This window comes from Pseudotabrizicola algicola (assembly GCF_010915705.1).
Classification (GTDB): domain Bacteria; phylum Pseudomonadota; class Alphaproteobacteria; order Rhodobacterales; family Rhodobacteraceae; genus Pseudotabrizicola; species Pseudotabrizicola algicola.
Map to the genome: position 1 here is coordinate 451,587 of NZ_JAAIKE010000002.1, position 25,401 is coordinate 476,987.

The following is a 25,401-nucleotide window of genomic DNA, read 5'->3' on the forward strand; positions in this document are numbered from 1 at the left end:
CAGATCGGGTGGCCCTGCGCGGTGCAGAGCCACCCTGTTTCAGCCCTGTGTTCAGGGATCAGTCGTACAGGACCGCCGCGATTTCCGGCGCATCCATATTGCTTGCGTCATACCATGCGAAGCCCGAGTCGATGGTTTTCGGCAGGGCTTCGCCCTTGGTCGCGGCAATCGCGGCCTTGACCGTTTCATAGCCCATGCCCACCGGGCTCTGGGTGATCGCGCCTGCCATCAGACCCTCCTTGATGGCAGCTTTCTGGGCTGCACCCGAGTCATAGCCGATGACGACCAAGCCTTGGGTGTTGGTTTCGCGCACGGCATTGATGACGCCCAGCGCCGAACCTTCGTTGGCGCCGAAGATGCCCTTCATGTCGGGATGCGCGGTCAGCATCGCCTTGGTGATCTCGGTCGACATCAACTGGTCACCGCCGCCATACTGGATGTCGACGATCTCGATGTTCGGATAGGCTTCCTTGACGCGGTTCACAAAACCGTCGCGGCGGTCAATGCCGGTGCGCGAGGTCTGGTCGTGGACCACAAGCGCGACCTTGCCCGCGCCGCCGATCAGTTCCGCCATCTTGTCTGCGGCCAGCGCGGCTGCGGCAAGGTTGTTGGTGGTGACGGTGGTCGCCGGAATATCGCTGTCAACGCCGGAGTCGAAGGCGATGACAGGGATGCCGGCGTCTTGCGCCTGACGCAGCAGCGGCGTTGCGGCCTGGCTGTCGAGCGCGGCAAAGCCGAGCGCCGCGGGCTTCTTGGCAAGGGCGGCAGCCAGCATATCCATCTGCTTGTCGACCTGTGCTTCGGTGTCTGGGCCTTCGAAGGTGACTTCGACGCCGAATTCGGCAGCGGCCTGATCAGCTCCGGCTTTCACGGCCTGCCAGAACTGGTGCTGGAAGCCCTTGGAGACGAGCGGAATGTAGATCTTGTCCTGCGCGCTGGCGAGGCTTGCCGAAAGCATCAGCGCGGTGGCGGATGCGGCGGCGAGCAGGGTGCGTCTGGTGAACATCGGGTATCCTCCCATGGTGTCGATGTTTGTGGATGCGGGGCGTTCGTCGCCCTCTGGTTGGTGTTCTTAGCTGGCCGCGCGGCGGCGGCGCAGCATATCGGCGTAAACGGCGGCGATGATGATGGCCCCGGTCACAACCGTCTGCCATTCTTGCGCCACGGACATCACGCGCAGGCCGTTCAGCAGCACCGCCATGATGAGCGCACCGATCATGGTGCCGAGGATGGACCCGCGACCACCCGCAAGCGAGGTGCCGCCGATCACCACCGCGGCAATCGCATCGAGTTCATACCCGAGCCCCAGCGCGGGCTGCGCCGAGTTGAGGCGCGAGGCGATGATCAGGCCCGCGATGCCGCAGATGCTGCCCGCCAGAGCGTAGATGGCGATCTTCCACGCGTCGGTGTTGACGCCCGACAGGCGCACCGCCTCTTCGTTGGACCCGAGCGCAAAGCAATAGCGGCCCAGCACGGTGCGGTTCAGCACATAGCCGATCACCAGCGCCAGAATGAACAGGATCAGCACGCCATTGGGGACCGGCACGGCGGGAAACACCTTGCCGATCAGCGATCCGGTGGAGATCTCCGAAAATCCGGGGGTGTCGTTGAAGTAGATCGGCTTGGTGCCGGAAATGATCAGCGACAGGCCCTTGAGGATCAGCATCATGCCCAAGGTGGCGATGAAGGGCGGAATCTTCATCTTGGCCACCAGCGTGCCCGAAATGGTGCCGCAGATCGCCCCCACCGCGATCGCCCCCAGAACGCCCAAGGGCAGCGGCATTCCGGCATTGGTCAGGATCACCCCGGCCATGACCGCACAAAAGGTCATCAACGTGCCGACCGACAGGTCGATGCCCCCTGTGATGATGACCAGCGTTGCGGCAATCGCCAGCACCCCGTTGACCGAGGTGGCCTGCAGGATCGCCAGAATGTTCGAGGTTTGCAGGAAATTCGGCGAGGCCAGCGAGAAGAACACCAGAAGCGCGATCAGGCTGGCGAAGGCCAGCAGCTTTTGCTGCGCGCCAGAGGCGGGTTTGCGGGCCGGTGTGGCGGCGGGAAGGGTTGTCATGCTGTGGCCTCCTCGGGTGCGCTGTGCCGGACGGTGGCCAGTCGCATGATGTCTTCCTGACTTGTGGACGGGCCGCCGGGCAGGATGCCGGTCAACCGGCCTTCGCACATGACGGCAATGCGGTGCGACAGGCGCAGCACCTCGGGCAGTTCGGAACTGATGACGATGATGGCTTTGCCATCTGCGGCGAGCGCCTGCATCAGGCGGTAGATTTCCGCCTTGGCGCCCACATCGATGCCGCGCGTGGGCTCATCGAAGATGAGGATGTCGCAGTCGCGCAGCAGCCATTTGGCGATGACGATCTTTTGCTGGTTGCCGCCCGACAGCAGCCGCACCTCCTGCCGGTCCGACGGTGTGCGGATGGCGAGTTGGGCGATATAATCGCGCGCGGTTTTCTCCAGCGCAGCCTCGTCCAGCACGCCCATCGCGTTGGCAAAACGCTCGAGGCTGGTCATGCCGACATTGGCGCGCACATCCAGACCAAGCGCGAGGCCAAAGTGTTTGCGGTCTTCGGACAGATAGCCGATGCCTGCGGCCACAGCGTCCTTGGGGGTGCGGATGCTGGCGGGCTTGCCATGCACGATGATCTCGCCGCTGTCGCGCGGATCGGCACCAAAGATCGCGCGGGCCACCTCGGTGCGTCCGGCCCCCATCAGCCCCGCAAAGCCGAGGATCTCGCCACGTTTCAGGCTGAACCCCACATCGCGGATGGCGCGGCCCCGGTTCAGACCCCGCACCTCGAGTGCCACCGGCGCCGTGGAGAGGTCGGGAATATCGACATGCACCGCTTCAAGCTCGCGGCCCACCATCATGCTGATGATCGTCTCGATCGGGGTATCGGCGGCATGCACGGTGCCTACATAGGCCCCGTCGCGCATGATGGTCACGCGGTCGGAAATACGGCGGATCTCGTCCATCTTGTGGCTGATATAGACCACGCCCACGCCTTCGGCCTTCAGCCCCCGGATGATGGCAAAAAGCTCGTTCGTCTCTGCCTCGTTCAGCGCGGCGGTGGGTTCGTCCATGATGAGGATACGCGAGCGGAAGGACAGCGCCTTGGCGATTTCCACCATCTGCTGCTTGGCCACCGAAAGCGTGCGCACTTCGGCCTGCGGGTCGATATGCACCTTCATCTGCGCAAAGATCGCGGCGGCGTCGGCGTTCAGCTGCGCCTCGTCCAGACGGCCAAAGCTGCGGCGGGGTTCGCGTCCGATGAAGATGTTCTGCGCGACGGTCAGATCATTCATCAGCGCCAGTTCCTGATGGATGATCCCGATGCCCAGCGCCTGCGCCGCCCGTGGGCCGCTGATGGTGACAGAGGCACCCGACACCTCGACCGTGCCGCCATCGGGCTGGTAGATGCCCGACAGCACCTTCATCAGCGTCGACTTGCCCGCGCCGTTTTCGCCCATAAGCGCATGCACCTCGCCCGGCATAAGGTCAAACTGCGCCGATTTCAGCGCATGGACGCCGGGGAAATGCTTGTCGACTGCAGTCATGCGGACAAGATGGGTCACGCCTGCCCCCCGATTTTCACGACGACCTTGATGAGCGCCTCGCGGTTGGCAACCAGCGCGGGGAAGCGGGCAGGAAGATCGGCCAGCGGCAGGGTTTCCGAGATCAGGCGCGCGGCGTCGACGGTGCCATCGCGCAAGGCTTGCATGACGGCGGCGAAATCTTCGTCAGTGGCGTTGCGACTGCCCATCAGGGTCATTTCGCGCTTGTGGAATTCGGGGTCCGAAAAGGTGATGTCATCCTTGACCACCGACACAAGGCAGTAGGTGCCGCCATGCGCGACATGGGCAAATCCGGCCTGAATGGCGCGGGCGTTTCCGGTGGCGTCAAAAACCACATCAAAACCGTCTGGCGGCAGCAGGTCTTCAACACCATGCAGATCGGCAAAGCCAAAGCCGGCCGCCGCCTGAAGCCGCGCCGCGCTTGCATCGCGCAGATGCACCTTTGCCCCGCGGGCGCGCGCAAACAGCGCCGTGCCAAGGCCGATCGGCCCCGCTCCGGTGACCAAGACCGCATCGCCCCGTTGGGGCGCGGCGCGGCGCACCGCATGCGCGCCGATGGCCAGAAACTCCGTCAGCACCGCCGCGCCTTCGGGCAGGCCGGTGGCGTCGTAAAGATTGCCCGCAGGCACCGCGATACGGGCGCACATGCCGCCGTCGCGGTGGACACCCAGCACGGCAATATCGGTGCAACAGTTGGGCTTGCCCTTGCGACAGGCGATGCAAGTGCCGCAGGACAGATAGGGGTTGATCACCACCGGCCTGCCTTTGGGCCAACCTGCCGCCGTCTGCGCGACATGACCCGAAAGCTCGTGACCGATCACGCGCGGATAGGCCAGAAACGGATGCTTGCCTTCGAAGATGTGAAAGTCGGTGCCGCACAGGCCCACGGCGTCGATATCGACCAGAACCCAGCCTTCGGGCGCGGTCTGCGGCAGCGGGCGCGGCTCCAGCGCAAAGGTGCCGGGCGCAGCGCAGGTGCCACACAGCATGGTCTGGGCGACCGAGCCATCCATGATCCGAAACCCCTCCCAAGGTTGCTGATCGCATCCCCGACTCAGCCGGTGATTTTTATCATTAAAGACACCATGACTTGCCGATTCAGGCTTGCCAACTGTTTTTAATTTTTTAATGCATAGAAACAGGGCGGGCCTTTCCGCCGCTCGGGGAAGGACCGGATGGCACGCACCGACACCCGCTTTCGCCAGTCGCACAACGCCATGCTGGACATGCTTTCGGCAATGGCGGTGGGCGATGGTCTGCCCTCGGAGGTGCAGTTGGCCGCGCGTCTCGGGGTCTCGCGCACCGTAATCCGTTCGGTCATGCAAAAGCTGGGTTCGGATGGCATCATCACGGGCAGCGGCCGCGACAAGCGGATGCTCCGCCGTCCCAATACCAAAGACCGCTTGCCCCTCCGCGAAGACTACATCGGCCGCGACGAGCTTGAGGCGCGGTTTCTGGATTGGGTGCTGCGTTTTGACGTTCCGGCGGGAACCGCGCTGAACATCACGCAACTGGCCCGCCAGTTCATGGTGCCGCCGCATGCCTTGCAGGAGTTTCTGGCCAGTCTGGGGCAATCGGGCCTGATCGAACGGCGGGCACGGGGCGGCTGGCGGCTTTTGGGCTTTACCGCTGATTACGCAGTCGAGTTGTCAGAGTTCCGGCAGGTGCTGGAGTTGAATGCCATCCGTGTCTTTGCCGCACTTCCGGACGACCATCCGGCATGGGCCGCCCTAAGCGCGGTGCGCGACGAGCATCTGGATCTTCTGCATCGCATCGAGCGCGACTTTCACGATTTTTCGCGGCTGGACGGGCGGTTCCATGCTCTGGTGAATTCGGTCGTCCGCAACCGTTTCGTGGCAGAGTTCCAAAAGGTGATCTCGCTGATCTTCCACTACCACTACCAGTGGGACAAGACGATGGAACGCTACCGGAACGAAGCGGCGATCCGCGAGCATCTGACCATCATCAACGCCCTGCAGGCCCGAGACGGCGCCGAGGCCGAGGCGCGGGCGCGGGCGCATCTGGCGACATCGAAGGAAACGCTCCTTTCGTCGATGCGCGGGCATCATCTGGCCTAGCGCGGCTCTAGGGATAGCCGCGCGCCGTGCCGCCGTTTTCGGCCACCCAGTCGCTTGCCCCCTTGGACACCGCCAGATAGACCGCGCGGCCGATCACTTCTCCGGCTGCGGTGTGCAGGCCCGTGAAGGCTACATTGCCCTGATCTGCGGCTATGGCGATGCAGTCGGTGCCGGTGCCGGTCGCCCGCTCGCCCCCCGGCAGGCGCAGCCCGCAATCCAGAACCGCCGCCGTGCGCGCCTGCGCGGCGATGGTCAGGGCCTCGATCTGGGCGGCTTCGGTCAGACCGATATCAATCTGCACCAGCAGGTTGATCGTGCCATAATGGGTAGACCATCCGATACCGTTCACCGCGCGCCGCGAGCCCACCGCCTCGGCATTGCCCAGCCCCACCGTCGCCAGACAGGTGGCGCGCTGTCCCTCTGTCTCGGCCTCGGCCAGCACATAGCGCGCCACATCGCGCGATGTCAGCATGCCGACAGAAGATGTGTGGCCCTGCTGCGCAAGATCGCGCGTGAACCAGTCGGCGACATCCAGATCGGGCGTCAGGTCGGCATCGCGCACCTCGCGCCACACCACGTGCCGCGCGGTCACAAAACCGGGGCGGTGCGGGGCAAAGGACAGGACGCGGCGCGGCGCGCCAAGGTCGGCCACAAGCCAGGGCCGGTGCAGTGAAAGGGTCATCATGGCGCGACCGTATCCATCGGAAAGAACACCGCGCCCGCCGCCGTTTCCGCGCGATAGGCGGTAATGCCGAAGACACGCGCCATAAGGGCATCGGTCAGCACAGCATCCGGTGGCCCGTCCGCAGCGACCCCCCCGGCATGCAGGACGATGATCCGCGTGCAATGACGCGCGGCAAGCCCCAGATCGTGCAACGACACCACCACCGAATGGCCCTCTGCGGCCAGATCGCGGAACACCCGCATGGTGCGGATCTGCTGCGCGGGGTCCAGTCCGGCGGTCGGCTCGTCAGCCATGAGCAGCGGCGTATCCTGTGCCAGCGCGCGCGCGATCAGCACCCGCGCCTGCTCGCCCCCCGAAAGCCCATTGGCGGTGCGCCCGGCAAAGGGGCCAAGCGCCATACGGTCCAGCGCGCGCTGCACGGTCGGGTGATCCGCCGGACGCCCGCGCGCCATTGCGCCAAGGCTGACCAGATGGCGCACGCTGACCGGCCATGCGATCTGCGGCGATTGCGGCAACCACGCGGCCTGCGCGGCCCGCGCCGCGGCAGTCAGGCCCGCCAGCGATGCGGTGCCTTCGGCGGGCATCAGCCCGAGCGCGGCGCGCATCAGCGTGGTCTTGCCCGCCCCGTTCGGGCCGATCAGCCCGACGCATTCCCCCGCGCCGACGGTCAGAGACACATGCGACAGTACGGCGCAAGGCCCGCGCCGCACGGTCAGATTGTCCAGCCGCAGCAGGGTCATGACTGCCCCCGCATGCGCCAGATCAGGTTGAGGAAGACCGGCGCGCCGACCAGCGCCATCAGCACCCCCAGTTTCAGATCGCGCCCCGGCAGCACCATCCGCACCGCGATATCCGCCGCCAGCACCAGCGCCGCACCGCCAAGCGCCGAGGCCAAGAGCAGGCGCGACGGACGCCCGCCCACCAAGGGGCGCAAGAGATGCGGCACCACAAGCCCGACAAAGCCGATGGCCCCCGCCACCGCCGTCGCCGCCCCGACCGAGGCCGCCACCCCGCCCAGCAGGATCAGCCGCAGCCGCGCCAGATCGACCCCCATCGACGCGGCGGCATCTTCACCCAGCGTCAGCGCCTCCAGCCCGCGCCCCGTGCGGGCCAGCGCCAGCCAGCCAAGGGCCATGATCGGCAGCGCCATCAGCACATGGTCAAAGGAGCGGTCGGCCAGCGAGCCCATCATCCAGAACACGATTTCATTGGCCGCAAAGGGGTTGGGCGACAGGTTCAGCACCAGCGAGGTCAGCGCCCCCGTCAGCGCCGAAAGCGCGATGCCCGCGAGGATAAGCGTAAAGGCCCCGCCCCCCGGCCCTGCGAGGAACAAGATAGCCCCGACGCCGACCAGCGCGCCGACCAGCGCGGCCACCGGCAAGGCCAGCGCGAAGCTGGCGGCAAATCCGGTTTGCAGCGCCAGAACCGCGCCCAGCGCCGCCGAGGATGACACCCCGATCAGCCCCGGTTCGGCCAGCGGGTTGCGCAAAAACCCCTGCATCGCCGCGCCTGACAGGCCAAGGCTGACCCCGATCATCACCGCCAATATGGCGCGCGGCAGGCGGATTTCTCGCATGACCATCGTCAGCGGCCCGCCATCATCGCGGAAAAGCGCGGCAAGGCTTTCGCCGGGGCCGACACGGGCCACGCCCGTGACCAGCGACAGCGCGAAAAGGGCGACAACCAGCATGGTCAAAGCGGCGATCAGATGGCGATAGCTCATGGCGCGGACCCGATCCGTGCCCGCACCGCCCGCATGCGGCCAACCGCATCGACCACACCGGGAAGGCCGCAGACCCAGTCACGGTCTTCAAGCGTTTCGCGCCCGCCGGGCAATTGGGCCAGCGCGGGGTGCGAGAGGATTTCTTCGGCGCGCGAATTGCCGGGATAGGTGTCGCCCACCACCACCAGATCGGGCGCGGAAAGGATCAGCGCCTCGAGCGGGACAAAGCCGCCGTGGGTCAGGCCCAGTTCCGCCGCCAGATGCCGGAAGCCGGCGGCGCGGATGATGTCGCCGGACAGGCTGTCCGCGCCGGGGGTGTAGCCGCTGGCGGCATAGGTCGCGGCAACGGGGCCGTGGGCCGGGTCAGGCGCGACCACCTGCGCCAGACCGTCATCAAACCGCGCCAGCATCGCCGCTGCCTCTGCCTCGCGCCCCAAGGCAGCGCCCATATCCACCATGCCCTGCCGCACATCCTCCAGCGAGGACGGTGGAGGGAAAGTGATTACGGGAATCCCCAGCCGCTCCAGCATGGCAACGGTGGCCGTGGCGCTGAAGCTGCCCGCCAGCACAAGATCGGGTTTCAGAAGATAGACCTCTTCCGCCAGGGCGCGGTTGGACGGATAGGCCATTGCCGCATCGACCATGACCGAAGAGCGCGGATCTTGCGCAAGGAAAGACACCGAAACCAACTGGCCGGGGGCGGCAAGCAACATGGCAAGCTGGTCGGTGCAGAGGTTGATCGACACCACCCGCCCGGGGGCCTCAGCCAAAGCAGAAGCCGCAGCCGCCACCCAGAAGGCGGCGCAGGCCAGCCCGCCGATCAGCTTTGGCACCCGTGCGAACATGGAACTTCCTTTGTAAGAACCGGGCGGCCCGCGCCGCCCGGTTCAACTGCCTCAGAACTTGGCCGCCAGTCCGACAAAGACCGACCGCCCGGGCTGGCCGTAATCCTTCACCGTCTGATATTTGGTGTCGAACAGGTTCTCGACCCGCAGATAGGCCGATGTCTTGTCGTTGATGTCGTAATTCACGCTGAGATTGGCGATGGTGTAATCCTTCAGCGCAAGGCGACGGGTGGCCCCGAACGGCGGGATGGACGTGTCGTAATAGTCGTCCTTGATCCCGGCCACATGCTGCACCGTCACCATGCCCGACCATCCGTCGGCCAGCCGCCCTTCGACGCCCAGCACCAGATCATGCCGCGGCACGCGGATGGCGTCGCTCTTGACGCCCGTGCGCGAAACCAGCGTGGCATCGGTAAAGGTGTAGTTTCCGAACACTTCCCAGCCGTTGGCAATCGGTGCCCGCCCTATCAGCTCCAGCCCGCGTGTCCGCGTGGTGCCCGAGGTCTGGTTGTAGCGGCTGCCGACGAAATCGATCTTGTCCTCGATGCGGGTGTCGAACAGCGTCGCCTGCACCGATCCGCCATTCGGCAGCAGATATTCCGCCCCGAGTTCAAAGCTGCGGCTTTCCTCGGGCTTGAGGGTGCGGGTGCCGAAGGGACCGTAAAGTTCATACAGCGACGGCGCGCGGAATCCGGTGCCTGCCACAGCGCGGATCACCCAGTCGCCGGTCGGGCGATAGGCAAGCGCGGCGCGGCCCGAAGTCTGGCCGCCAAACTCGCTGTGCTCGTCCCGCCGCAGCGCCAGCGACAGATCGAGCGCGTCATTCGGTGCGTAAAGCAGTTCGGCCAGCGCCGATGTGGTGCGCGATTTGCCGCGATCGCTGCCCGCGCCAAAGCTTTCCTCGGTGTGGTCGAGACCCCAGTTGAGCGACGCCATGTCATTGGCCTGCCAGCGCCCTTTATAGGCAAGCTGTTCGCGCTCTCCGGTGTAAAGCTGCACCCAGCCCAGAGGATAATCGCGTTCGGTCGTGGTGCGGGCAAAGGACAATTCGTGCTGCGTGCCGACGACATCCAGCGTGGCAAAGGCGCGGATGCCGCGCAGCTTGCCGTTTTCCGTTTCCGCCGTATCGCGATACTGGCTGTCAAACTCGGTAAAGCTGTCGCGGGCAAACCCGTTCAGCCCGATGGTGAGCGCGTCGGTCGCGGCATAAGAGCCGTAGAACGACAAGGTGGTGGCGCGGAATGCGTCATCCTCGGTGCCGTAGGCATAGGCCGAAATGCCGTCCGTCACGCTGCGCGACAGGCTGAAGGCCAGCTCGGCACGATCTGTCTTGACGCCGACCGAGGCGGTGCCGCCAAAGCTGGCGTTCGATCCGGCTTCCAGCGCGACGCGCGCCTCGGTGCCTTCTTCGGTGGCGCGGAAGGTGGTGATGTCGACCACCCCGCCAATCGCCTCGGACCCGAACAGTGCCGATTGCGATCCGCGCAGCACCTCGATCCGCGACAACCCGCCCGAGGTGGTGGAGCCGAAATCATAGGCGCATTGGGTGCCCGACGGATCGGCCACGTCAATGCCGTCGATCCGCACCCCGATGTAGGGCCCCGAAAGCCCGCGCAGCCGCAGCGCGGTTGACGTGCCAAGCCCGCCATTGCGCGACATGCTGACCCCCGGAAGCCGCGACAGAAGCACCGCAGCCGACTGGTTGCCCGCCTGTTGCAGTTCATCCGCCGACACTACATTCACCGTGGCCCCGGTGCGCCCCAGCGGCACGGGTTCGCTCGACGCGATCACGGTGATGGTGTCCAGCGCGATATCGTCGCTGCCTTGCGCCAGTGCCGGAGCGGCAGCCGCCGAAGCGGCCAGCGCAGAAAGAAGTGCCAGTCGAGAGATGCCGTGCATCTTGTCCGTTCCTTGTCCCGAACGGGTCATTGACCCGCAATACGAATTGATCCGGGAAAGCGATCACGCTTCCACAGACGATGAGATTTCGTCACCGCTGCGGAATAACCGCCTCCGTGGCGCGCCCCGCGCCCGGAAAGGGTGATCATCCAAGCAGGTCTCCTGGCTCACGGGTCTTCGCTCGGTCGACCTTCCCGGGTTGCCCCAGTGGTATATGCGACGTCGCTCACCGCTCACAGTTGCGGGGGCAGCCACGGCCAAAGGCAAGGCCTTTCCGTGTTCCCTTTTCATCCGGCTTGCGACCGGAACTTGGATGCGGCGTTTCTATGGAGCGGCGATGCCCAAAGTCAAGGCAGAGATTAGACCCCTGCCACAAAGGTCTTGCAGCCGCGTCGCCGAGGGTTGCAACTTCGGGCGCCAAAGCGGCGCGACTGTGCCAATTTGCACAGTGGCAGGGCGTTTGCCGGGTTTTCAGGGCAAGAGGGTGACAAGAACGGTCGATATAATTGTTTCAGCGGGGTTTCTTGTGAAAAAATTGTCACAAGACGTCGATAGAGCGCTTGTCTGACTCGCTCGCACACCTTTAACCTTCTCCGATAAGCCGCGAATCCATTCCGGTCGGTCGGGCAGCCGGAAATGGGTGACAAGCGGGAACGAAACGATCAACCGGGAGAGACTCTTATGATGACGAAGAAACTGCTTGGGCTGACGACCGGCCTTGCGCTGGTGCTGAGCGCGCCGCTGGCCTCGGCGCAATCTCTGGCCGAAATCGAGGCCGCGGCCAAGGCCGAAGGCATGCTGTCGACCATCGCCCTGCCGCATGACTGGTGCGGCTATGGCGACGTGATCGCCGGGTTCAAGGCGAAGTATCCGGAAATCACCGTGAACGAGTTGAACCCCGACGCAGGCTCGGCTGACGAGATCGAGGCCATCAAGGCCAACAAGGACAACAAGGGCCCGCAGGCCCCCGACGTGATCGACGTCGGTCTGGCCTTTGGCCCGCAAGCCAAGGCCGAAGGTCTGACCCAGCCCTACAAGGTCGCCACCTGGGACGAAATCCCCGATGCGATCAAGGACCCCGAAGGCCATTGGTATGCCGACTACTATGGCGTGATGTCCTTCCTCGTGAACACCGACATCGTCGAGAACGTGCCGCAGGACTGGGCCGATCTGCTCAAGCCGGAATATGCGGGCATGGTGGCACTGGCAGGCGATCCGCGTGCCTCGAACCAGGCGATTCTGGGCGTTCAGGCGGCTGGCCTTTCGACCGGGGCCGCTCCGGGCGAAGCTGCCGGCAAGGCAGGGCTGGAGTTCTTCAAGGCGCTGAACGACGCGGGCAACTTCGTGCCGGTCATCGGCAAGGCCGGCACGCTGGCCCAAGGCACCACCCCGATCGTCATCATGTGGGACTATAACGCACTGGCCGCCCGCGACACGCTGGCCGGCAACCCGCCGGTGGAAGTCGTCGTGCCGAAATCCGGCGTTCTGGCCGGGGTCTATGTGCAGGCGATCAGCGCCTATGCGCCGCAGCCCAACGCCGCCAAGCTGTGGATGGAATACCTCTATTCCGACGAAGGTCAGCTTGGCTGGCTGAAGGGCTACTGCCACCCCGCACGCTTCAACGCGATGGCCGCCGCAGGCAAACTGCCAGCCGACCTGATGGAAGCGCTGCCCCCGGCCGAAGCCTATGAGGCCGCCTACTTCCCGACGCTGGAAGAAGTTGACGCAAACAAGGCCGCTGTTGTCGGTGGCTGGGATGCTGTCGTCGGCGCAAACGTTCAGTAACATCTGAACCCGCCTGCCCGGTTTCGCACCGGGCAGGCACCCGTTTCGGAAAAAGGGGCCGCCAAGTGCCTCGGACCACAGGGGAATGTGATGCCAAAGCAAACAGGGGGCCAGCGCCTTCGCCTGCCGCTTGAATGGTTGGGCATTCTGCCCTTTGTCGTTTTTGCAGTGCTGTTCCTGATCCTGCCCACCATGAAGATCGTGGTCGGTGCGTTCCAGACCCCCGATGGCGGCTTCACCCTGCAAAACCTGCTGGACCTGAACACTCCTTCCATCCGCTCGGCCTATTGGACCTCGATCAAGCTGTCCTTCGTGACCGCGCTTCTGGGCTGTGCCATCGGCTTTGCCATGGCGGCGGCGGTGGTGTTCGGCGGCATGCCCAAGGGCGTGCGCAACCCGCTTGTCACCTTCTCGGGCGTTGCCTCCAACTTCGCGGGCGTGCCGCTGGCTTTTGCCTTCATCGCAACCCTCGGCCCGGTGGGGCTGGTCACGGTCTGGCTGCGGACCGAATTCGGCATCAACCTGCGGGCGATGGGGTTCAACCTTTTGTCCTTCTGGGGCCTCGTCATCACCTATCTGTTCTTCCAGATCCCGCTGATGATCCTCATCATCATTCCGGCGCTCGACGGGCTGAAGCGCGAATGGCGCGAGGCGGCGGCGGTGCTGGGGGCGACGGGCGCGCAATACTGGCGCATGGTGGCGCTGCCAATCCTGTTCCCGTCGCTGCTCGGCACCTTCGCGTTGCTGTTTGCCAATGCCTTCGGCGCGGTCGCCACCGCCTTTGCACTGACGGGGCCGCAGCTTAACATCGTGCCGATCAAGCTGTTCGCGCAAATCCGGGGCGATGTGCTGGGCAACCCGAACCTTGGCTATGCGCTGGCCTTTGGCATGATCGTCATCACCGCGCTGGCCAACTTCCTGTATATCTGGCTGCGCGTGCGCTCTGAAAGGTGGCTGAAATGACCCGCTTTTTCGCATGGGGCACCTTTCTTCTGGGATGCCTGTTCTTTGCCCTTCCCCTGATCGGGATGACAGAGTTCAGCCTGAAGATGCGGCGCGGCGAATATTCCTTCGACGCCTATCGCCGCGTGTTCGAGGACCAGCGCTTCTGGGATACGTTCAGCTATTCGCTGATCCTTGCCGCCGCGACCATCGTCGTTGGCGTGTTGCTTGTGGTGCCGACCGCCTATTGGGTGCGGCTGAAGCTGCCGCAGGCGCGGCCGGTGATCGAATTCATCACCCTTCTGCCGCTGGTGATTCCGGCCATCGTGATCGTGTTCGGCTATATCCGGCTTTACAACACCTCGAGTTTCCTGCCGCTCACCGGCTCGGCCCTTGGCACCGACATCCTGCTGACGATGGGCTATACCACCCTTGCCCTGCCCTACATGTATCGGTCTGTCGATACGGGTCTGCGCACGATTGACGTGGCCACGCTGACCGAGGCCGCGCAAAGCCTTGGCGCAGGCTGGATCACCATATTGTCGCGGATCATCCTGCCCAATGTGATGGTCGCCGTGCTGTCGGGCGCGTTTCTGACGCTTGCCATCGTCCTTGGCGAATTCACCATGGCGGCGCTGCTCAACCGCCCTGCCTTCGGCCCCTTCATGCAGCTTCTGGGTGCCAACCGCGCCTATGAACCGCCCGCACTGGCCGTGATCGCCTTTGCCATCACCTGGGGTTGCATGGGCCTGATGCAGCTTGTCACACGCTTTTCCAAACACGAAAGGGCGAAAGCCTGATGTCCTTCCTGACCCTCACCCATCTTGAGAAGAGCTTTGGCGCGAACCGCGTGGTCAAGGATTTCAACCTGTCGGTGGAAAAGGGCGAGTTCATCTCGCTTCTCGGCCCGTCAGGCTGCGGCAAGACCACGGTTTTGCGCATGGTCGCGGGGTTTGAAACACCCACCGCAGGCGGCATCACGATTGACGGCCGGGATGTAACCTCTCTCAAGGCCAATTCCCGCAATATCGGCATGATGTTTCAGGCCTATGCGCTGTTTCCCAACATGACCGTTGCCGACAACGTGGCCTTCGGGCTGCGGGTGAAAGGCGTGCCGCGTGCCGAGCGCGATGCCCGCGTGGCCGAGATGCTGGCGCTGATCGGCCTGTCGGAAATGGGCGGGCGCTTTCCCTTCCAGCTTTCGGGCGGGCAACAGCAACGCGTGGCGCTGGCGCGCGCGCTGGCGCCGCGCCCCTCGGTGCTGCTGCTTGATGAACCGCTCTCGGCGCTGGATGCCAAGGTGCGGGTGTCCTTGCGCAACCAGATCCGGCAGATCCAGCAGGATCTCGGGATCACCACCATCTTCGTGACCCACGATCAGGAAGAGGCGATGAGCATTTCCGACCGCATCGTGGTGATGAATGGCGGTGTCGCCGATCAAGTCGGCGCGCCGTTTGAAATCTACAACCGCCCCCGCACCAAGTTTGTCGCCAACTTCGTCGGCACGCTCAACACCTTCGAGGTGCGGGTGACAGACCCCGCGACGGGCCGCGTCGCGCTGGCGGGCCAAGACCTGACCCTGCCGGATGCTCCGCTTTCGGCGCGGACGGGCGAGACGCTGACAGTCGCCCTGCGCCCCGAGGCGCTGCGCCTCGGCCGCCTCGCCGATGCCGAGGCTCTGCTGCCCGCAAAGGTCACCGATGTGCATTTCATGGGCTCGGTCATCCGCCTGCGCGCCGATGTGGCCGGAACGGATGTGTCGCTTGACACCTTCAACCGCCCCGATACGCCGCCGCCGACCGTCGGCAGCATGATCGAGGTCAGCCTGTCGGGCCGCGATTTCATTCAGTTGCGAGCGTAAAGTCAGGCAAAGGGCGGGGGGGTTCCCCGCCCTTGCCCGCGTCTCTGCCTTACATGCAGGCGTCAAACAGCGCGCGGGTATTCTCGCGCGTCATCTCAACAGGGTTGCCCCCGCAAGACGGATCTTCCAGCGCCATGTCGGTCAGACGCTCCAGATCCTCTGCCTTGACGCCCATCGCGGTCAGGTTTGCCGGAATGGCCAGCGCCGCACGCAGTTCCATGATCTTGGCGCGGAAGCCGTCAAAGCCGCCCGCAATGCCCAGATAGGCAGCGGCGGCGTTGATACGGTCTTCGATGGCGTGACGGTTGAAGTCGAGCACCATCGGCATGACGACGGCATTAGTGGTGCCGTGGTGGGTGCCATAGACCGCGCCCACAGGGTGCGACAGCGAGTGGATCGCGCCAAGGCCCTTCTGGAACGCAACCGCCCCCATTGCCGCCGCAGACATCATATGCCCGCGCGCCATCAGATTGCCGGGCTCCTGATAGACCACGGGCAGGTTCTCGAACACCAGCCGCATGCCTTCCAGCGCGATGCCCTGACTCATCGGGTGATAGAACGGGCTGCAATAGGCCTCGAGGCAATGGGCCAGCGCATCCATGCCGGTGCCCGCGGTGATGAACTTCGGCATCCCCACCGTCAGCGCCGGATCGCAGAGCGTGACCGCAGGCATCAGTTTGGGGTGGAAGATGATCTTTTTCTTATGGGTTTCGGAATTGGTCAGAACGCCCGCGCGCCCCACTTCCGACCCCGTTCCGGCGGTCGTCGGCACCGCAAGGATCGGCGCGATCTTGTCGGCATCGGCGCGGGTATACCAGTCGTCGATGTCCTCCAGATCCCAGACGCTCAGATCGGCGCGCTGATGCGCCATCAGGGCGATCATCTTGCCAAGGTCCAGCGCCGAGCCGCCGCCAAAGCAGATCACGCCATCATGGCCGCCGGCCAGATAGACCTTGATCCCGTCGGCCATGTTCTTCTCGTTCGGGTTCGGGTCCACATCGGAGAACACCGCGCGGCCAAGGCCGGCAGCTTCCAGCACCGACAGGGCTTCCGCCGTGATCGGCAGGCTGGCCAGCGCCTTGTCGGTCACCAGCAGCGGCTTTTTCAGGCCGATGCTTTTGGCATGATCGGCCAGTTCGGAAATCCGGCCGACACCGAATTTGATTGCGGTCGGATAAGACCAGTTGCGGGAAGGCACGCCATGCGACATGGGGTCAGACTTTCTTGAGGTGATAGGATTTCGGGCGGGTCACCGACAGGAACCCGAGATAGGACAGAGAATTGCCGCGCCCCGTGTTCTTGCAGCCGGTCCAGCACAGCGCGGGGTCGAGATAATCGGCGCGGTTCATGAAAATCGTGCCGGTCTCGATCTGCGCGCCGATGGCGGCGGCGGTGTCATAATCTTCGGTCCAGATGCTGGCGGTCAGGCCGTATTGGCTGTCGTTCATCAGCGCGATGGCCTCGGCGTCGTCCTTCACCTTCATGATGCCGACCACAGGGCCAAAGGATTCCTCGGTCATCACCCGCATCGTGTGATCGACATTCACCAGCACCTGCGGCGCGAGATAAGCCCCGCCATCGTCGGCAGGGAAGTTTGCGGGGTCGATCAGCGGCTTTGCCCCCGCCGCAATCGCCTCGGCCACCTGATCGCGCACCACCTTTGCAAAGCGGGCATGCGCCATCGGCCCCATCGTGCTGTCCGCGTCGAACGGGTTGCCCAGTTTCAGCGCGTTGGTCCATGCCACCGCCTTTTCGACAAATGCATCATAGAGCGATTCGTGCACATAGATCCGCTCGATCCCGCAGCAGCACTGGCCCGCGTTGAACAGCGCGCCATCCATCAGGGTATCCACCGCCGCATCCAGATTGGCATCGGCCCGCACATAGCCGGGGTCCTTGCCGCCCAGTTCCAGCCCGAGCGGCGTGAAGGTGCCAGCCGCCGCCCGTTCGATCGCCTGTCCGCCGCCGACCGATCCGGTAAAGTTGATGAAGTCGAAGGACCGCGCCTTGATCAGCGCCTCCGTGGTGGCGTGATCCAGCACGATGTTCTGGAACACATCTTCCGGCACGCCCGCCGCGTGGAAGGCCTCGGCCAGACGCTCGCCCACCAGAAGGGTCTGGCTTGCATGTTTCAGGATCACCGTGTTGCCCGCGATCAGCGCAGGGACCAGCGTGTTGATCGTGGTCAGGTAAGGGTAGTTCCACGGCGCGATGATGAAGACCACGCCCAACGCCTCGCGCGCGAGATAGCGGCGGAAGGCGTCACTGTCTTCCACCACCTTGCGAGCCAGCGTCTCGGCGGCGATCTCGGACATGTATTCGGTGCGGGCGTTCACACCGCCAAACTCGCCGCCAAAGCGAGTGGGGCGGCCCATCTGCCATGCCAACTCCTCGACGATCACATCCTTCATCTCGTTCAGCCGCGCGACACCGGCCTTGACCAGGGCAATCCGCTCGTCCAGCGGACGCGCCGCCCAAGGCTTTTGCGCCGCGCGCGCCGCCGCAACAGCGGCTTCCGCGGCCCCCTGCGCCAGCGGCATACGCTCGGCATAGACCCGGCCATCGACCGGAGAAATCAGTTGAATCGGCTTCATGTTCCGTCCTCGCAGGGCGGGGCTCACCCCGCCATTCCCTTGCCTCAAAGGCGGGGGTGTCCCCGCCCTACCCCGTTTCGTGTAGGGTGCGTGCTTGCACGCACCGCCTGGTCAGGCCCGCTCGAGCAGGCGCTGCACCTCGAAATCCGTCACCACACGGTCGCTCTCGGCGATCTCCCAGCGGGCCGCATGGGTGTAATGATCGACCACGTCATCGCCAAAGGCCGCGCGCAACATGGCCGAGCCGTTCAACAGGTCCGCCGCCTCGCGCAGGTTATGCGGGATCTCGCGGATGCCCTTGGCCGAATACATGTCGCCCTTCATCTCGGGCTCCAGTTCCATCTTGCCCTCGATGCCCGCCAGACCCGCAGCCAGCAGCGCGGCGCAGGCCAGATAGGGGTTCACGTCACTGCCCGGAATGCGGCATTCGACGCGCACCGCCTTGGTATGCGCACCACACACGCGGAATCCCGCCGTGCGGTTGTCCGCGCTCCACACCGCTTTGGTGGGGGCGAACATGCCGATGGTGAAGCGCTTGTAGCTGTTGACGTAAGGCGCGAGGAAGGCGGTGATTTCCTGCGCATGCGCCAGTTGGCCGGCAAGGAAATGCTTCATCACCTCTGACATGCCGTTGGCGTCGTCATGGTCGTAGAACGCCGCCTTGCCATCCTTGGTCCACAGGCTCTGGTGCACATGCGCCGAAGACCCGGCCTTGCGGTGGTCATACTTCGCCATGAAGGTCACCGACTTGCCCTTGGCATGGGCAATGTCCTTGACCGCCTGTTTCACCACGATGTGGTTGTCGGCGGTGTCCAGCGCGTCGGAATAGCGGTAGTTCACCTCGTGCTGGCCGGCATCGGCCTCGCCCTTGGTGTTTTCCACCGGAATGCCCGCCGCATAGAGCCCGTTGCGCACGTCGCGCATCAGCCCTTCTTCCTTGGTGGTCTGGAAGATGTGGTAATCCTCGTTATAGCCCGAAATCGGCTTGAGCCGCGACAACCCGCCATCGCGCAGGTCCTCATAGGCGTTCTCGAAGATGTAGAACTCCAGTTCCGTCGCCATCATCGGCTCGAAGCCCATGGCACGGGCGCGGGCGACCTGACGTTTCAGAATGGCGCGCGGGCTGACACTGATGTCTTCCTTGCCCGCGTGATCCATCAGATCGGCCAGCACCAGCACCGTGCCGGGCAGCCAGGGCAGAACCCGCATGGTGGCCAGATCGGGCTTCATCATGTAGTCGCCATAGCCTTGTTCCCAGCCGGCGGATTTGTAGCCCGGCACGGTCGTCATCTCCATGTCGACCGCCAGCAGGTAGTTGCAGCAATGGGTTTCCTTATGCCCGCCGTTCAGGAAGAACGCCGCGTGAAAGCGCTTGCCCATCAGGCGGCCCTGCATGTCGACCGCAGCCACCAGCACCGTGTCGATCGTGCCCGCGTCGACCAATTCGCGCAAAGCGTCCAGCGTCAGATTTCCCGGCATGCGTCTTCCCCGTCTGTCCGTTTTTGATCATATTCTTGCAAATGAGGGGGCGCAATGGATGCGCCCCCGAAGCTGTCGCAGTGCAGGGCTCAGCCGTAGCGATACGGACGCCCGGCCTTGTTCTGCACCTCGTTGTATTGCTTGAAGATCTCCACGACCTTGGCCTTCACTTCGGATTCGGCGGCGATCTCGTCCCAGAACTTGACGGCGGCCTCCTCGACAGTGGCCCATTCCTCGTCGGGAATCGTGGTCAGCTGCAGCTTGCCACCGTTCAGGCGCAGATCGGCCTCGCCGGCCCAATACCAGTGCTGGCGGTAGTAATGCGACTGCTCGAAACAGGTGGCCAGCATTTCCTGCAGGTGCGGCGGCAGGGCGTTCCACTTGTCCATGTTGGCAAAGAAATGCCCGATCCACGCGCCCGAGATGTTGTTGGTCAGGAAGTAGTTGGTCACATTCGACCAGCCCACGGTGTAAACCTCGGTGATGCCCGACCATGCGATGCCATCCAACTCGCCGGTCTGCACCGCAACCTCGATGTCTTCCCACGGCAGGGTGACCGGCACCACGCCGAACTGCGTCAGGAAGCGGCCAGCGGTCGGGAAGGTGAAGATGCGCTTGCCCTGCAGATCGGCAAGGCTGTTGATCGGGTCCTTGGTGGCAAAGTGGCACGGGTCCCATGCGCCCGCCGAGATGTGCTTGACGCCCACCTTGGCATATTCCTCTTCCCAGATCTCCTTCAGCCCGTATTTGTTGAACAGGGCCGGCACATCGAGGCTGTAGCGCAGCGCCAGCGGGAAATAGCCGCCGAACACGGTCACCTCGGTGGGAGATGCCATCGAGTCGTCATCCGACTGCACGCAATCGATGGTGCCGCGCTGCATGGCCTGAAACAGCTCTCCGGTCGGGACAAGCTGATCGGCGTAGAACAGTTCAATCTCCATCTGGCCCTGCGCCATCCGGTTGAAGGCATCGACGGCAGGTTTGACGACCTCCTCCCCCAGGGCCGCGCCGGCATAGGTCTGCATACGCCACTTGATCACATCCTGTGCGCGGGTGACGGCGGGTGCTGCCAGCGTGGCGGCTCCGGCGCCCACGGCGAGCGAAGCGCCTTTTGTCAGGAAGGAACGTCTTGATGTCGTCATCTGTGATACCTCTTGTTGGTGGGTGGGCGGGCGCGGTTATGTCCGCGCCTCGATTCAGAACTCAGTTTCGATAGACCAGATGCGGCAGCCACAGGGCGATCTGCGGAAAGGCCATGATCAGCCCCAGCGTGACCACCATCACCCCGACAAAGGGCGTGACCGAGCGGTAGATATCGCCCATGCTAATCTCCTTGGGAGCAAAGGCGCGCATCAAAAACAGGTTATAGCCGAAGGGCGGCGTCAGATAGGCGATCTGGCAGGTAATGGTGTAAAGCACCCCGTACCAGACCAGCACATCCAGACGCGGCATCCCGAAATCGAGCATGGCGACCAATGGCACATAGAGCGGTGCCACGATCACCAGCATGGCGGTATCGTCCAGGAACATGCCCATCAGCAGGAAGGACAGCTGCATCAGGATCAGGATGGTCCACGGCCCCATGTGCAGGCGGTCGACGAACAGCGACTCCACCGCCTTGACCGCGCCCAGGCCGTCAAACACCGCGCCAAAGGACAGCGCGGCAAGGATCACCCACATGAACATGCAGGTGATGCCGAGCGTGTTGCGCGTCGCGGTTTCAAACACGGCTCGCGTGAAGGTGCCCTTGATGACCGCGCCCGTGACCGTGGCCGCCACGCCGATCACACTGCTTTCCACCAGACTGGTCCAGCCATAGATGAAGGGCAGCATCATCGCGCCGAAGATGACGAAGGGCAAAAGCCCCGCGCGCAGACTGCGCAGCTTTTCGGCGCGGGTGATCTGCGCCATCTCTTCCTCTGTCAGCGCGGGGGCCAGCCACGGCTGCCAGCGGCTGCGCAGCAGGATGTAGACGATGAACATCGTCGCCATCAGCAGCCCCGGCACCAGCCCGGCCAGCCAAAGCTCCGACACGGGGGCGCGGGCGATCATCGCATACAGAACCAGCACCACAGAAGGCGGAATCAGGATGCCCAGCGACGATCCGGCCTGAATGACGCCGGTCACCATGCGCTTGTCATAGCCGCGCCGCAAAAGCTCCGGCAGCGCGATGGTGGACCCGATCGCCATGCCCGCCACCGACAGACCGTTCATCGCCGAAATCAGCACCATCAGCAGGATGGTCCCCACCGCCAGACCGCCCCGCACGCGGCCGAACCACAGGTGGAACATGCGATAGAGGTCATCGGCAAGGCGGCTTTCGCTCATCACATAGCCCATGAAGACGAACATCGGCAGCGACAGCAGCGGATACCAGCGCATCAGCTTCATGGTGGCGGAAAAGCCCATCTGCTCGCCGCCCTGCCCCCAAAGGGCAAGCGCGGCAACCACGGCAACAAAGCCGATGATCCCGAACACCCGCTGCCCGGTCATCATCATGAGCAGCATGGTCGAGAACATGAGCGCGGCGATCATCTCGTAGGGCATCAGATGGTTTCCCCGCGGATGGTGGCCACGTCACGGGTCAGCGCGGCCAGCGCCTGCAGCAGCATGAGGAAAAAGCCCACGCACAGGATCACCTTGATCGGCCACAGATAGGGCCGCCACGCGGTCGGGCTGCGTTCGTTGTATTGCAGCGAATACATCGTGCTGTCGATCGCACCCCACAGCATGACGCCCAGATAGAAGATCAGTGCCAGCACGGTGATCGCATCCCACCAGGCCTGCCGCACCGGACTTTGCTTGGCGTAGAACAGGTCCATCCGCACATGGCTGCCCATCTGCATCGCATAGGGTCCGCCCAGCACGAAATAGGCCACCATCACGAATTGCGCCATCTCCAGCGTCCAGAGCGAGGGGGTGAACGCCGCCTTGCTGATGGTGGACCACATCAGGATGCCCATCAGCACGAACAGCAGATACATCGCCATCCGCCCCACGCCGTAATTGAACCTGTCGACCAGCCGCACAAAGCCCTTGGCAATCCTCGGCATCGCTCAGACCTCCGCCACGGCGGCAAGCGCGGATTGCAGCACCGGCGCAAGTCTGTCCGCCATCGCCTCGGCCATCTCGGACGTTGCAATCAGGTCATTGCGGATTTCCAGCATCGCATTCGCCAGACCATAGGGCGTGGCCTGAAGGCGCAGCGTATGCGTGACACCATCGGCGGCGGAATAGGGTTCGTTCAAGGCGCAGGCAAGGTCCGTGCCACGCTGCGCTGCCTCGACAATGGCGCGCGCCAGACGGTCATCGGCATCATGGATCACGCCGAATTCCACGCTGCGCGGGCGGCCATGATAGACCGGCGTGAAAGAATGGATCGTCACCAGCACCGTGACCCGCCCAAGCGCCAGACGCCGCGCAATCTCGGCGTGCAGGGCGTTGTGAAACGGCAGATACAGCGCCTCGGTGCGGTGCAGCCTGTCCTCTGCGCTCAGCCCCTTGTTGCCGGGAATGTCGTGCACCTCAGACCGCTCGGCCATCGCATCGGCGCGGTCCGGCCCGCGGTTCAGATCATAGATCAGGCGGCTTGCGGGGGCATGAACCAAGGCCGCATCCAGACGCCGCGCCAAAGCGCGCGACAGGTCCAGCGCGCCCGGGTCCCATGCCACATGAGCGGCCTGCTGCGCCTCGGTCAGGCCAAGGCTGCCCCACGGCGCGGGAAAGGCGTTGCTCGCGTGTTCGCAGACCAGCAGAATCGCCCCGGCGGCGTCGCGGTTTTCGACATGGGCCGCGAAATCAGACTGGATGGAATGCAGGCTCATCAGTGACTCGGCCCCCTTGTCGCCGCCCCTAGGCTTCCTGATGCACCCTGCCTCTGTCAAGAATTTTTCTTCTGCACAATTTCTGTTACAATAATTTCTGAAATCTAGCAGAGTGGTCGCCACATCCCGCAGCACACGGCATGATGCGGGCAGAAAACGGACAGGAAAGGCATGGAAATGGACCTTCCCCTTGGCGTCGAAGACAAGATGCGCGCAGCCCTGCCCGATCTGACGCGGGCCGAGCGGCAGGTCGCCACCCATATCCTGCGCCATTATCCGGTGGCGGCCTTGGGCTCTATCACCGCGCTGGCGCAGGCCGCCGAAGTCTCTACCCCCACCGTCGTGCGCCTGTGCCAGAAACTGGGCTATCGCGGCTATCCCGATTATCAGGCCGCGCTGCGCGGCGAGGTGGGGGCGATGTTGGAATCGCCGCTCGTCAAACATGACCGCTGGGCCGGGGGCGTGCCCGACACCCATATCCTCAACCGCTTTGCCGATGCGGTGGTCGCCAATCTTCAGGCCACGCTCAGCCAGATCGACCACGCGGTGTTCGATGCGGTGGTCGCCCTGCTGGCCGACCCGTCACGCCGCATCTTTGCGATGGGCGGGCGCATCACCCATGCCCATGCCGATTATCTCGTGTCGCTGATGAAGGTGGTCCGCCCCGAGGTCACGCTGCTTTCCGACATGTCGAACACATGGCCGCCCGCGCTTCTGGATATGAAACCGGGCGATGTGCTGGTCGCCTTCGACATCCGCCGCTATGAAAACTCGGTGCTGCAACTGGTGGAACTGGCGGTGGAACAGGGGGCCGAGGTTGTTGTCATCACCGACCGTTGGGTCAGCCCCGCCGCCGCCCATGCCCGCCACACGCTGACCTGCCATATCGAGGCACCGTCCGCATGGGATTCGACCGTCTCGATCCTCGTGCTGGTCGAAACGCTGCTCGCCTCCGTGCAAAGCAGGACATGGGGCGAAACAGAAGGGCGGATGAAGCGGCTGGAAACCCTTTATGACCGTTCCCGCTTCTTCCGCCGGTATCGCTGACCCCCTGTCACGCGCAAGGCGGCAGGGGATCAACAGGATTTAGGCGGGCGCTTTGTCAGTGGCCCATCGCGGAATGGTCGGCGTGATCGTCAGCGGCATCCGAGGGATCGACGCTGAATTCTATTTCGACCCGGCCCGCACGTTCAAAGATCAGCACCCCCGGCACCATCTGGCCTTCGACCAGCGGTTCGGTCAGGCCCATCAACATGATGTGCAGACCGCCGCGTTCCAGCAGGACCGTCTCTCCGGCGGGGATGTCGATGGCGTCCAGATGCATCATCCGCGCCACGCCATCCGCGCCATGCTCGGTGGTGTGCAGTTCGGCATGTTTGACCGACGGCACTTCGATGCCGATCAGCCGGTCGGCGGTGTCGCCTTCGTTTGAAATGCCCATGAAGCCGCCCGCCGATTTGGCCGAGGCAATCGGGGCAAGGATATGCGGGTGGATGATCTCCAGATCACCGACGGTCACGCCGTGGGCATTGGCACCGGGTGCCAGCATCAGGGCGGCGCAGATCGCCAGCATCGGGCCTTGGACAGCCCGCACAGACAGAAGGGTTCGGAAGGAAGAAAACAGGGTCATGGTTGTAACCTATTGGCAAAGGCACGGCTTCTGCCGGCCGTCAGAGCGTGTGTTGAACGTGAACAGACAGGCTCAGGCCAAAGGTGGCGCGCGCGGGGCGTGGGCGGGATCTGGCCCCGATACCACGGCGCGCGGCGGGGCGGGGCCGAAAACGGCGGCGGCCATGCGCAATTCGGCCGCGCGGGGATGGCTGACATCGGCGGGCACAAGGGCGCTGCCCGCAAGCGTGCAGACAGGGCAAGGATCGTGCAGACCTGACGGATCATCGCCCAGGCTGCCGCACAGATCCGGCAAGGCAAAGCCTGCCGTCAGAAAGCCTTGCAGCGCGGCATCTTGTTGCGAGGGCGTCCGATGGCCAAAGCCGATGATGCCCAAGGCAAGCGCCAGCAGGGCAACCAGCGCCACACGGCGCAACCTTATGATCGGTGACAAGACCATCCGTGCCTTTTGTCGCAGATCGCGCCGCTG

24 protein-coding genes and 1 riboswitch are annotated in these 25,401 nt (G+C 64.2%); of the genes, 6 read left to right on the forward strand and 18 right to left on the reverse strand.

Annotation, left to right across the window (positions count from 1 at the left end; genetic code table 11):
- Positions 1-58: 58 nt before the first annotated feature.
- The 4 genes from G3572_RS08725 to G3572_RS08740 all read right to left on the reverse strand — a co-directional run bounded on the left by G3572_RS08725 (position 59) and on the right by G3572_RS08740 (position 4,601).
- Positions 59-1,006: an ABC transporter substrate-binding protein gene (locus G3572_RS08725; protein WP_164610835.1), complete on the reverse strand. Its 948-nt coding sequence runs from the start codon at positions 1,004-1,006 to the stop codon at positions 59-61.
- A 66-nt stretch (positions 1,007-1,072) separates the two neighbouring features.
- On the reverse strand, positions 1,073-2,071 hold the full coding sequence (locus G3572_RS08730) for an ABC transporter permease (RefSeq protein WP_164610837.1): 999 nt from the start codon (positions 2,069-2,071) through the stop codon (positions 1,073-1,075).
- The gene (locus G3572_RS08735) at positions 2,068-3,588 is read right to left on the reverse strand and encodes a sugar ABC transporter ATP-binding protein (protein WP_354004008.1); all 1,521 of its coding nucleotides are present in this window, start codon (positions 3,586-3,588) and stop codon (positions 2,068-2,070) included. Before G3572_RS08735 ends, G3572_RS08730 begins: the two co-directional genes overlap by 4 nt.
- Entirely contained in the window at positions 3,585-4,601 is a 1,017-nt protein-coding gene (locus G3572_RS08740) for a zinc-binding alcohol dehydrogenase family protein (RefSeq protein WP_205518646.1), read from the reverse strand. Before G3572_RS08740 ends, G3572_RS08735 begins: the two co-directional genes overlap by 4 nt.
- A gap of 162 nt (positions 4,602-4,763) precedes the next feature.
- On the opposite strand from G3572_RS08740, the gene G3572_RS08745 reads away from it, so the two are divergent.
- On the forward strand, positions 4,764-5,666 hold the full coding sequence (locus tag G3572_RS08745) for a GntR family transcriptional regulator (protein WP_164610839.1): 903 nt from the start codon (positions 4,764-4,766) through the stop codon (positions 5,664-5,666).
- 7 nt (positions 5,667-5,673) lie between these two features.
- Here G3572_RS08745 and G3572_RS08750 read toward each other — a convergent pair whose 3' ends face one another.
- Genes G3572_RS08750 through G3572_RS08770 form a run of 5 tightly spaced genes read right to left on the reverse strand, consistent with a single transcriptional unit; the run spans position 5,674 to position 10,818 of the window.
- Positions 5,674-6,351 carry an adenosylcobinamide amidohydrolase gene (locus G3572_RS08750; RefSeq protein WP_164610841.1) on the reverse strand — a complete coding sequence of 226 codons (678 nt, stop codon included), beginning with the start codon at positions 6,349-6,351 and terminating at the stop codon, positions 5,674-5,676.
- On the reverse strand, positions 6,348-7,091 hold the full coding sequence (locus G3572_RS08755; RefSeq protein WP_164610842.1) for an ABC transporter ATP-binding protein: 744 nt from the start codon (positions 7,089-7,091) through the stop codon (positions 6,348-6,350). Before G3572_RS08755 ends, G3572_RS08750 begins: the two co-directional genes overlap by 4 nt.
- Complete coding sequence (locus G3572_RS08760; protein ID WP_164610844.1) at positions 7,088-8,074, reverse strand: FecCD family ABC transporter permease; 987 nt, start codon at positions 8,072-8,074, stop codon at positions 7,088-7,090. The genes G3572_RS08755 and G3572_RS08760 overlap by 4 nt, the downstream gene beginning before the upstream one ends.
- On the reverse strand, positions 8,071-8,919 hold the full coding sequence (locus G3572_RS08765; protein WP_164610846.1) for an ABC transporter substrate-binding protein: 849 nt from the start codon (positions 8,917-8,919) through the stop codon (positions 8,071-8,073). The genes G3572_RS08760 and G3572_RS08765 overlap by 4 nt, the downstream gene beginning before the upstream one ends.
- Before the next feature lie 51 nt (positions 8,920-8,970).
- Complete coding sequence (locus tag G3572_RS08770; RefSeq protein WP_164610848.1) at positions 8,971-10,818, reverse strand: TonB-dependent receptor plug domain-containing protein; 1,848 nt, start codon at positions 10,816-10,818, stop codon at positions 8,971-8,973.
- A gap of 135 nt (positions 10,819-10,953) precedes the next feature.
- Positions 10,954-11,146: riboswitch (cobalamin riboswitch) on the reverse strand.
- Between the two features lie 356 nt (positions 11,147-11,502).
- Here G3572_RS08770 and G3572_RS08775 point away from each other — a divergent pair.
- From G3572_RS08775 to G3572_RS08790, 4 genes are all read left to right on the forward strand, one after another.
- Positions 11,503-12,603 carry an ABC transporter substrate-binding protein gene (locus G3572_RS08775; protein ID WP_205518647.1) on the forward strand — a complete coding sequence of 367 codons (1,101 nt, stop codon included), beginning with the start codon at positions 11,503-11,505 and terminating at the stop codon, positions 12,601-12,603.
- Positions 12,604-12,693: 90 nt separating this feature from the next.
- Positions 12,694-13,566, forward strand: coding sequence for an ABC transporter permease (locus tag G3572_RS08780; RefSeq protein WP_164610851.1), 873 nt, complete (start codon positions 12,694-12,696; stop codon positions 13,564-13,566).
- Entirely contained in the window at positions 13,563-14,345 is a 783-nt protein-coding gene (locus G3572_RS08785) for an ABC transporter permease (RefSeq protein WP_164610853.1), read from the forward strand. Before G3572_RS08780 ends, G3572_RS08785 begins: the two co-directional genes overlap by 4 nt.
- A complete protein-coding gene (locus tag G3572_RS08790; RefSeq protein ID WP_164610855.1) occupies positions 14,345-15,406 on the forward strand; it encodes an ABC transporter ATP-binding protein in 1,062 nt (353 codons plus the stop codon). Before G3572_RS08785 ends, G3572_RS08790 begins: the two co-directional genes overlap by 1 nt.
- A 49-nt stretch (positions 15,407-15,455) precedes the next feature.
- Here the strand turns inward: G3572_RS08790 and G3572_RS08795 are convergent, their stop codons facing one another.
- The 7 genes from G3572_RS08795 to G3572_RS08825 all read right to left on the reverse strand — a co-directional run bounded on the left by G3572_RS08795 (position 15,456) and on the right by G3572_RS08825 (position 23,303).
- Complete coding sequence (locus G3572_RS08795; protein ID WP_164610857.1) at positions 15,456-16,616, reverse strand: iron-containing alcohol dehydrogenase; 1,161 nt, start codon at positions 16,614-16,616, stop codon at positions 15,456-15,458.
- A 4-nt stretch (positions 16,617-16,620) separates the two neighbouring features.
- Positions 16,621-18,000, reverse strand: coding sequence for an aldehyde dehydrogenase family protein (locus G3572_RS08800; protein WP_164610859.1), 1,380 nt, complete (start codon positions 17,998-18,000; stop codon positions 16,621-16,623).
- A 111-nt stretch (positions 18,001-18,111) separates the two neighbouring features.
- Positions 18,112-19,479, reverse strand: a complete 1,368-nt coding sequence (locus G3572_RS08805; RefSeq protein ID WP_164610861.1) for a glutamine synthetase family protein — start codon at positions 19,477-19,479, stop codon at positions 18,112-18,114.
- 89 nt (positions 19,480-19,568) lie between these two features.
- Complete coding sequence (locus tag G3572_RS08810) at positions 19,569-20,621, reverse strand: TRAP transporter substrate-binding protein (protein WP_164610863.1); 1,053 nt, start codon at positions 20,619-20,621, stop codon at positions 19,569-19,571.
- A 61-nt stretch (positions 20,622-20,682) separates the two neighbouring features.
- Positions 20,683-22,026, reverse strand: a complete 1,344-nt coding sequence (locus G3572_RS08815; RefSeq protein ID WP_164610864.1) for a TRAP transporter large permease — start codon at positions 22,024-22,026, stop codon at positions 20,683-20,685.
- Positions 22,026-22,532, reverse strand: coding sequence for a TRAP transporter small permease subunit (locus G3572_RS08820; RefSeq protein ID WP_164610866.1), 507 nt, complete (start codon positions 22,530-22,532; stop codon positions 22,026-22,028). Before G3572_RS08820 ends, G3572_RS08815 begins: the two co-directional genes overlap by 1 nt.
- A gap of 3 nt (positions 22,533-22,535) precedes the next feature.
- Positions 22,536-23,303: an N-formylglutamate amidohydrolase gene (locus G3572_RS08825; RefSeq protein ID WP_164610868.1), complete on the reverse strand. Its 768-nt coding sequence runs from the start codon at positions 23,301-23,303 to the stop codon at positions 22,536-22,538.
- A gap of 177 nt (positions 23,304-23,480) precedes the next feature.
- On the opposite strand from G3572_RS08825, the gene G3572_RS08830 reads away from it, so the two are divergent.
- A complete protein-coding gene (locus tag G3572_RS08830; RefSeq protein WP_164610870.1) occupies positions 23,481-24,350 on the forward strand; it encodes a MurR/RpiR family transcriptional regulator in 870 nt (289 codons plus the stop codon).
- A 55-nt stretch (positions 24,351-24,405) separates the two neighbouring features.
- Here the strand turns inward: G3572_RS08830 and G3572_RS08835 are convergent, their stop codons facing one another.
- Together G3572_RS08835 and G3572_RS08840 are read right to left on the reverse strand one after the other, a co-directional pair.
- Complete coding sequence (locus tag G3572_RS08835; RefSeq protein WP_240335467.1) at positions 24,406-24,933, reverse strand: copper chaperone PCu(A)C; 528 nt, start codon at positions 24,931-24,933, stop codon at positions 24,406-24,408.
- Between the two features lie 72 nt (positions 24,934-25,005).
- Positions 25,006-25,365 (reverse strand): hypothetical protein, encoded by a 360-nt coding sequence (locus tag G3572_RS08840; RefSeq protein WP_205518648.1) that lies wholly within the window; start codon positions 25,363-25,365, stop codon positions 25,006-25,008.
- Positions 25,366-25,401 lie beyond the last annotated feature (36 nt).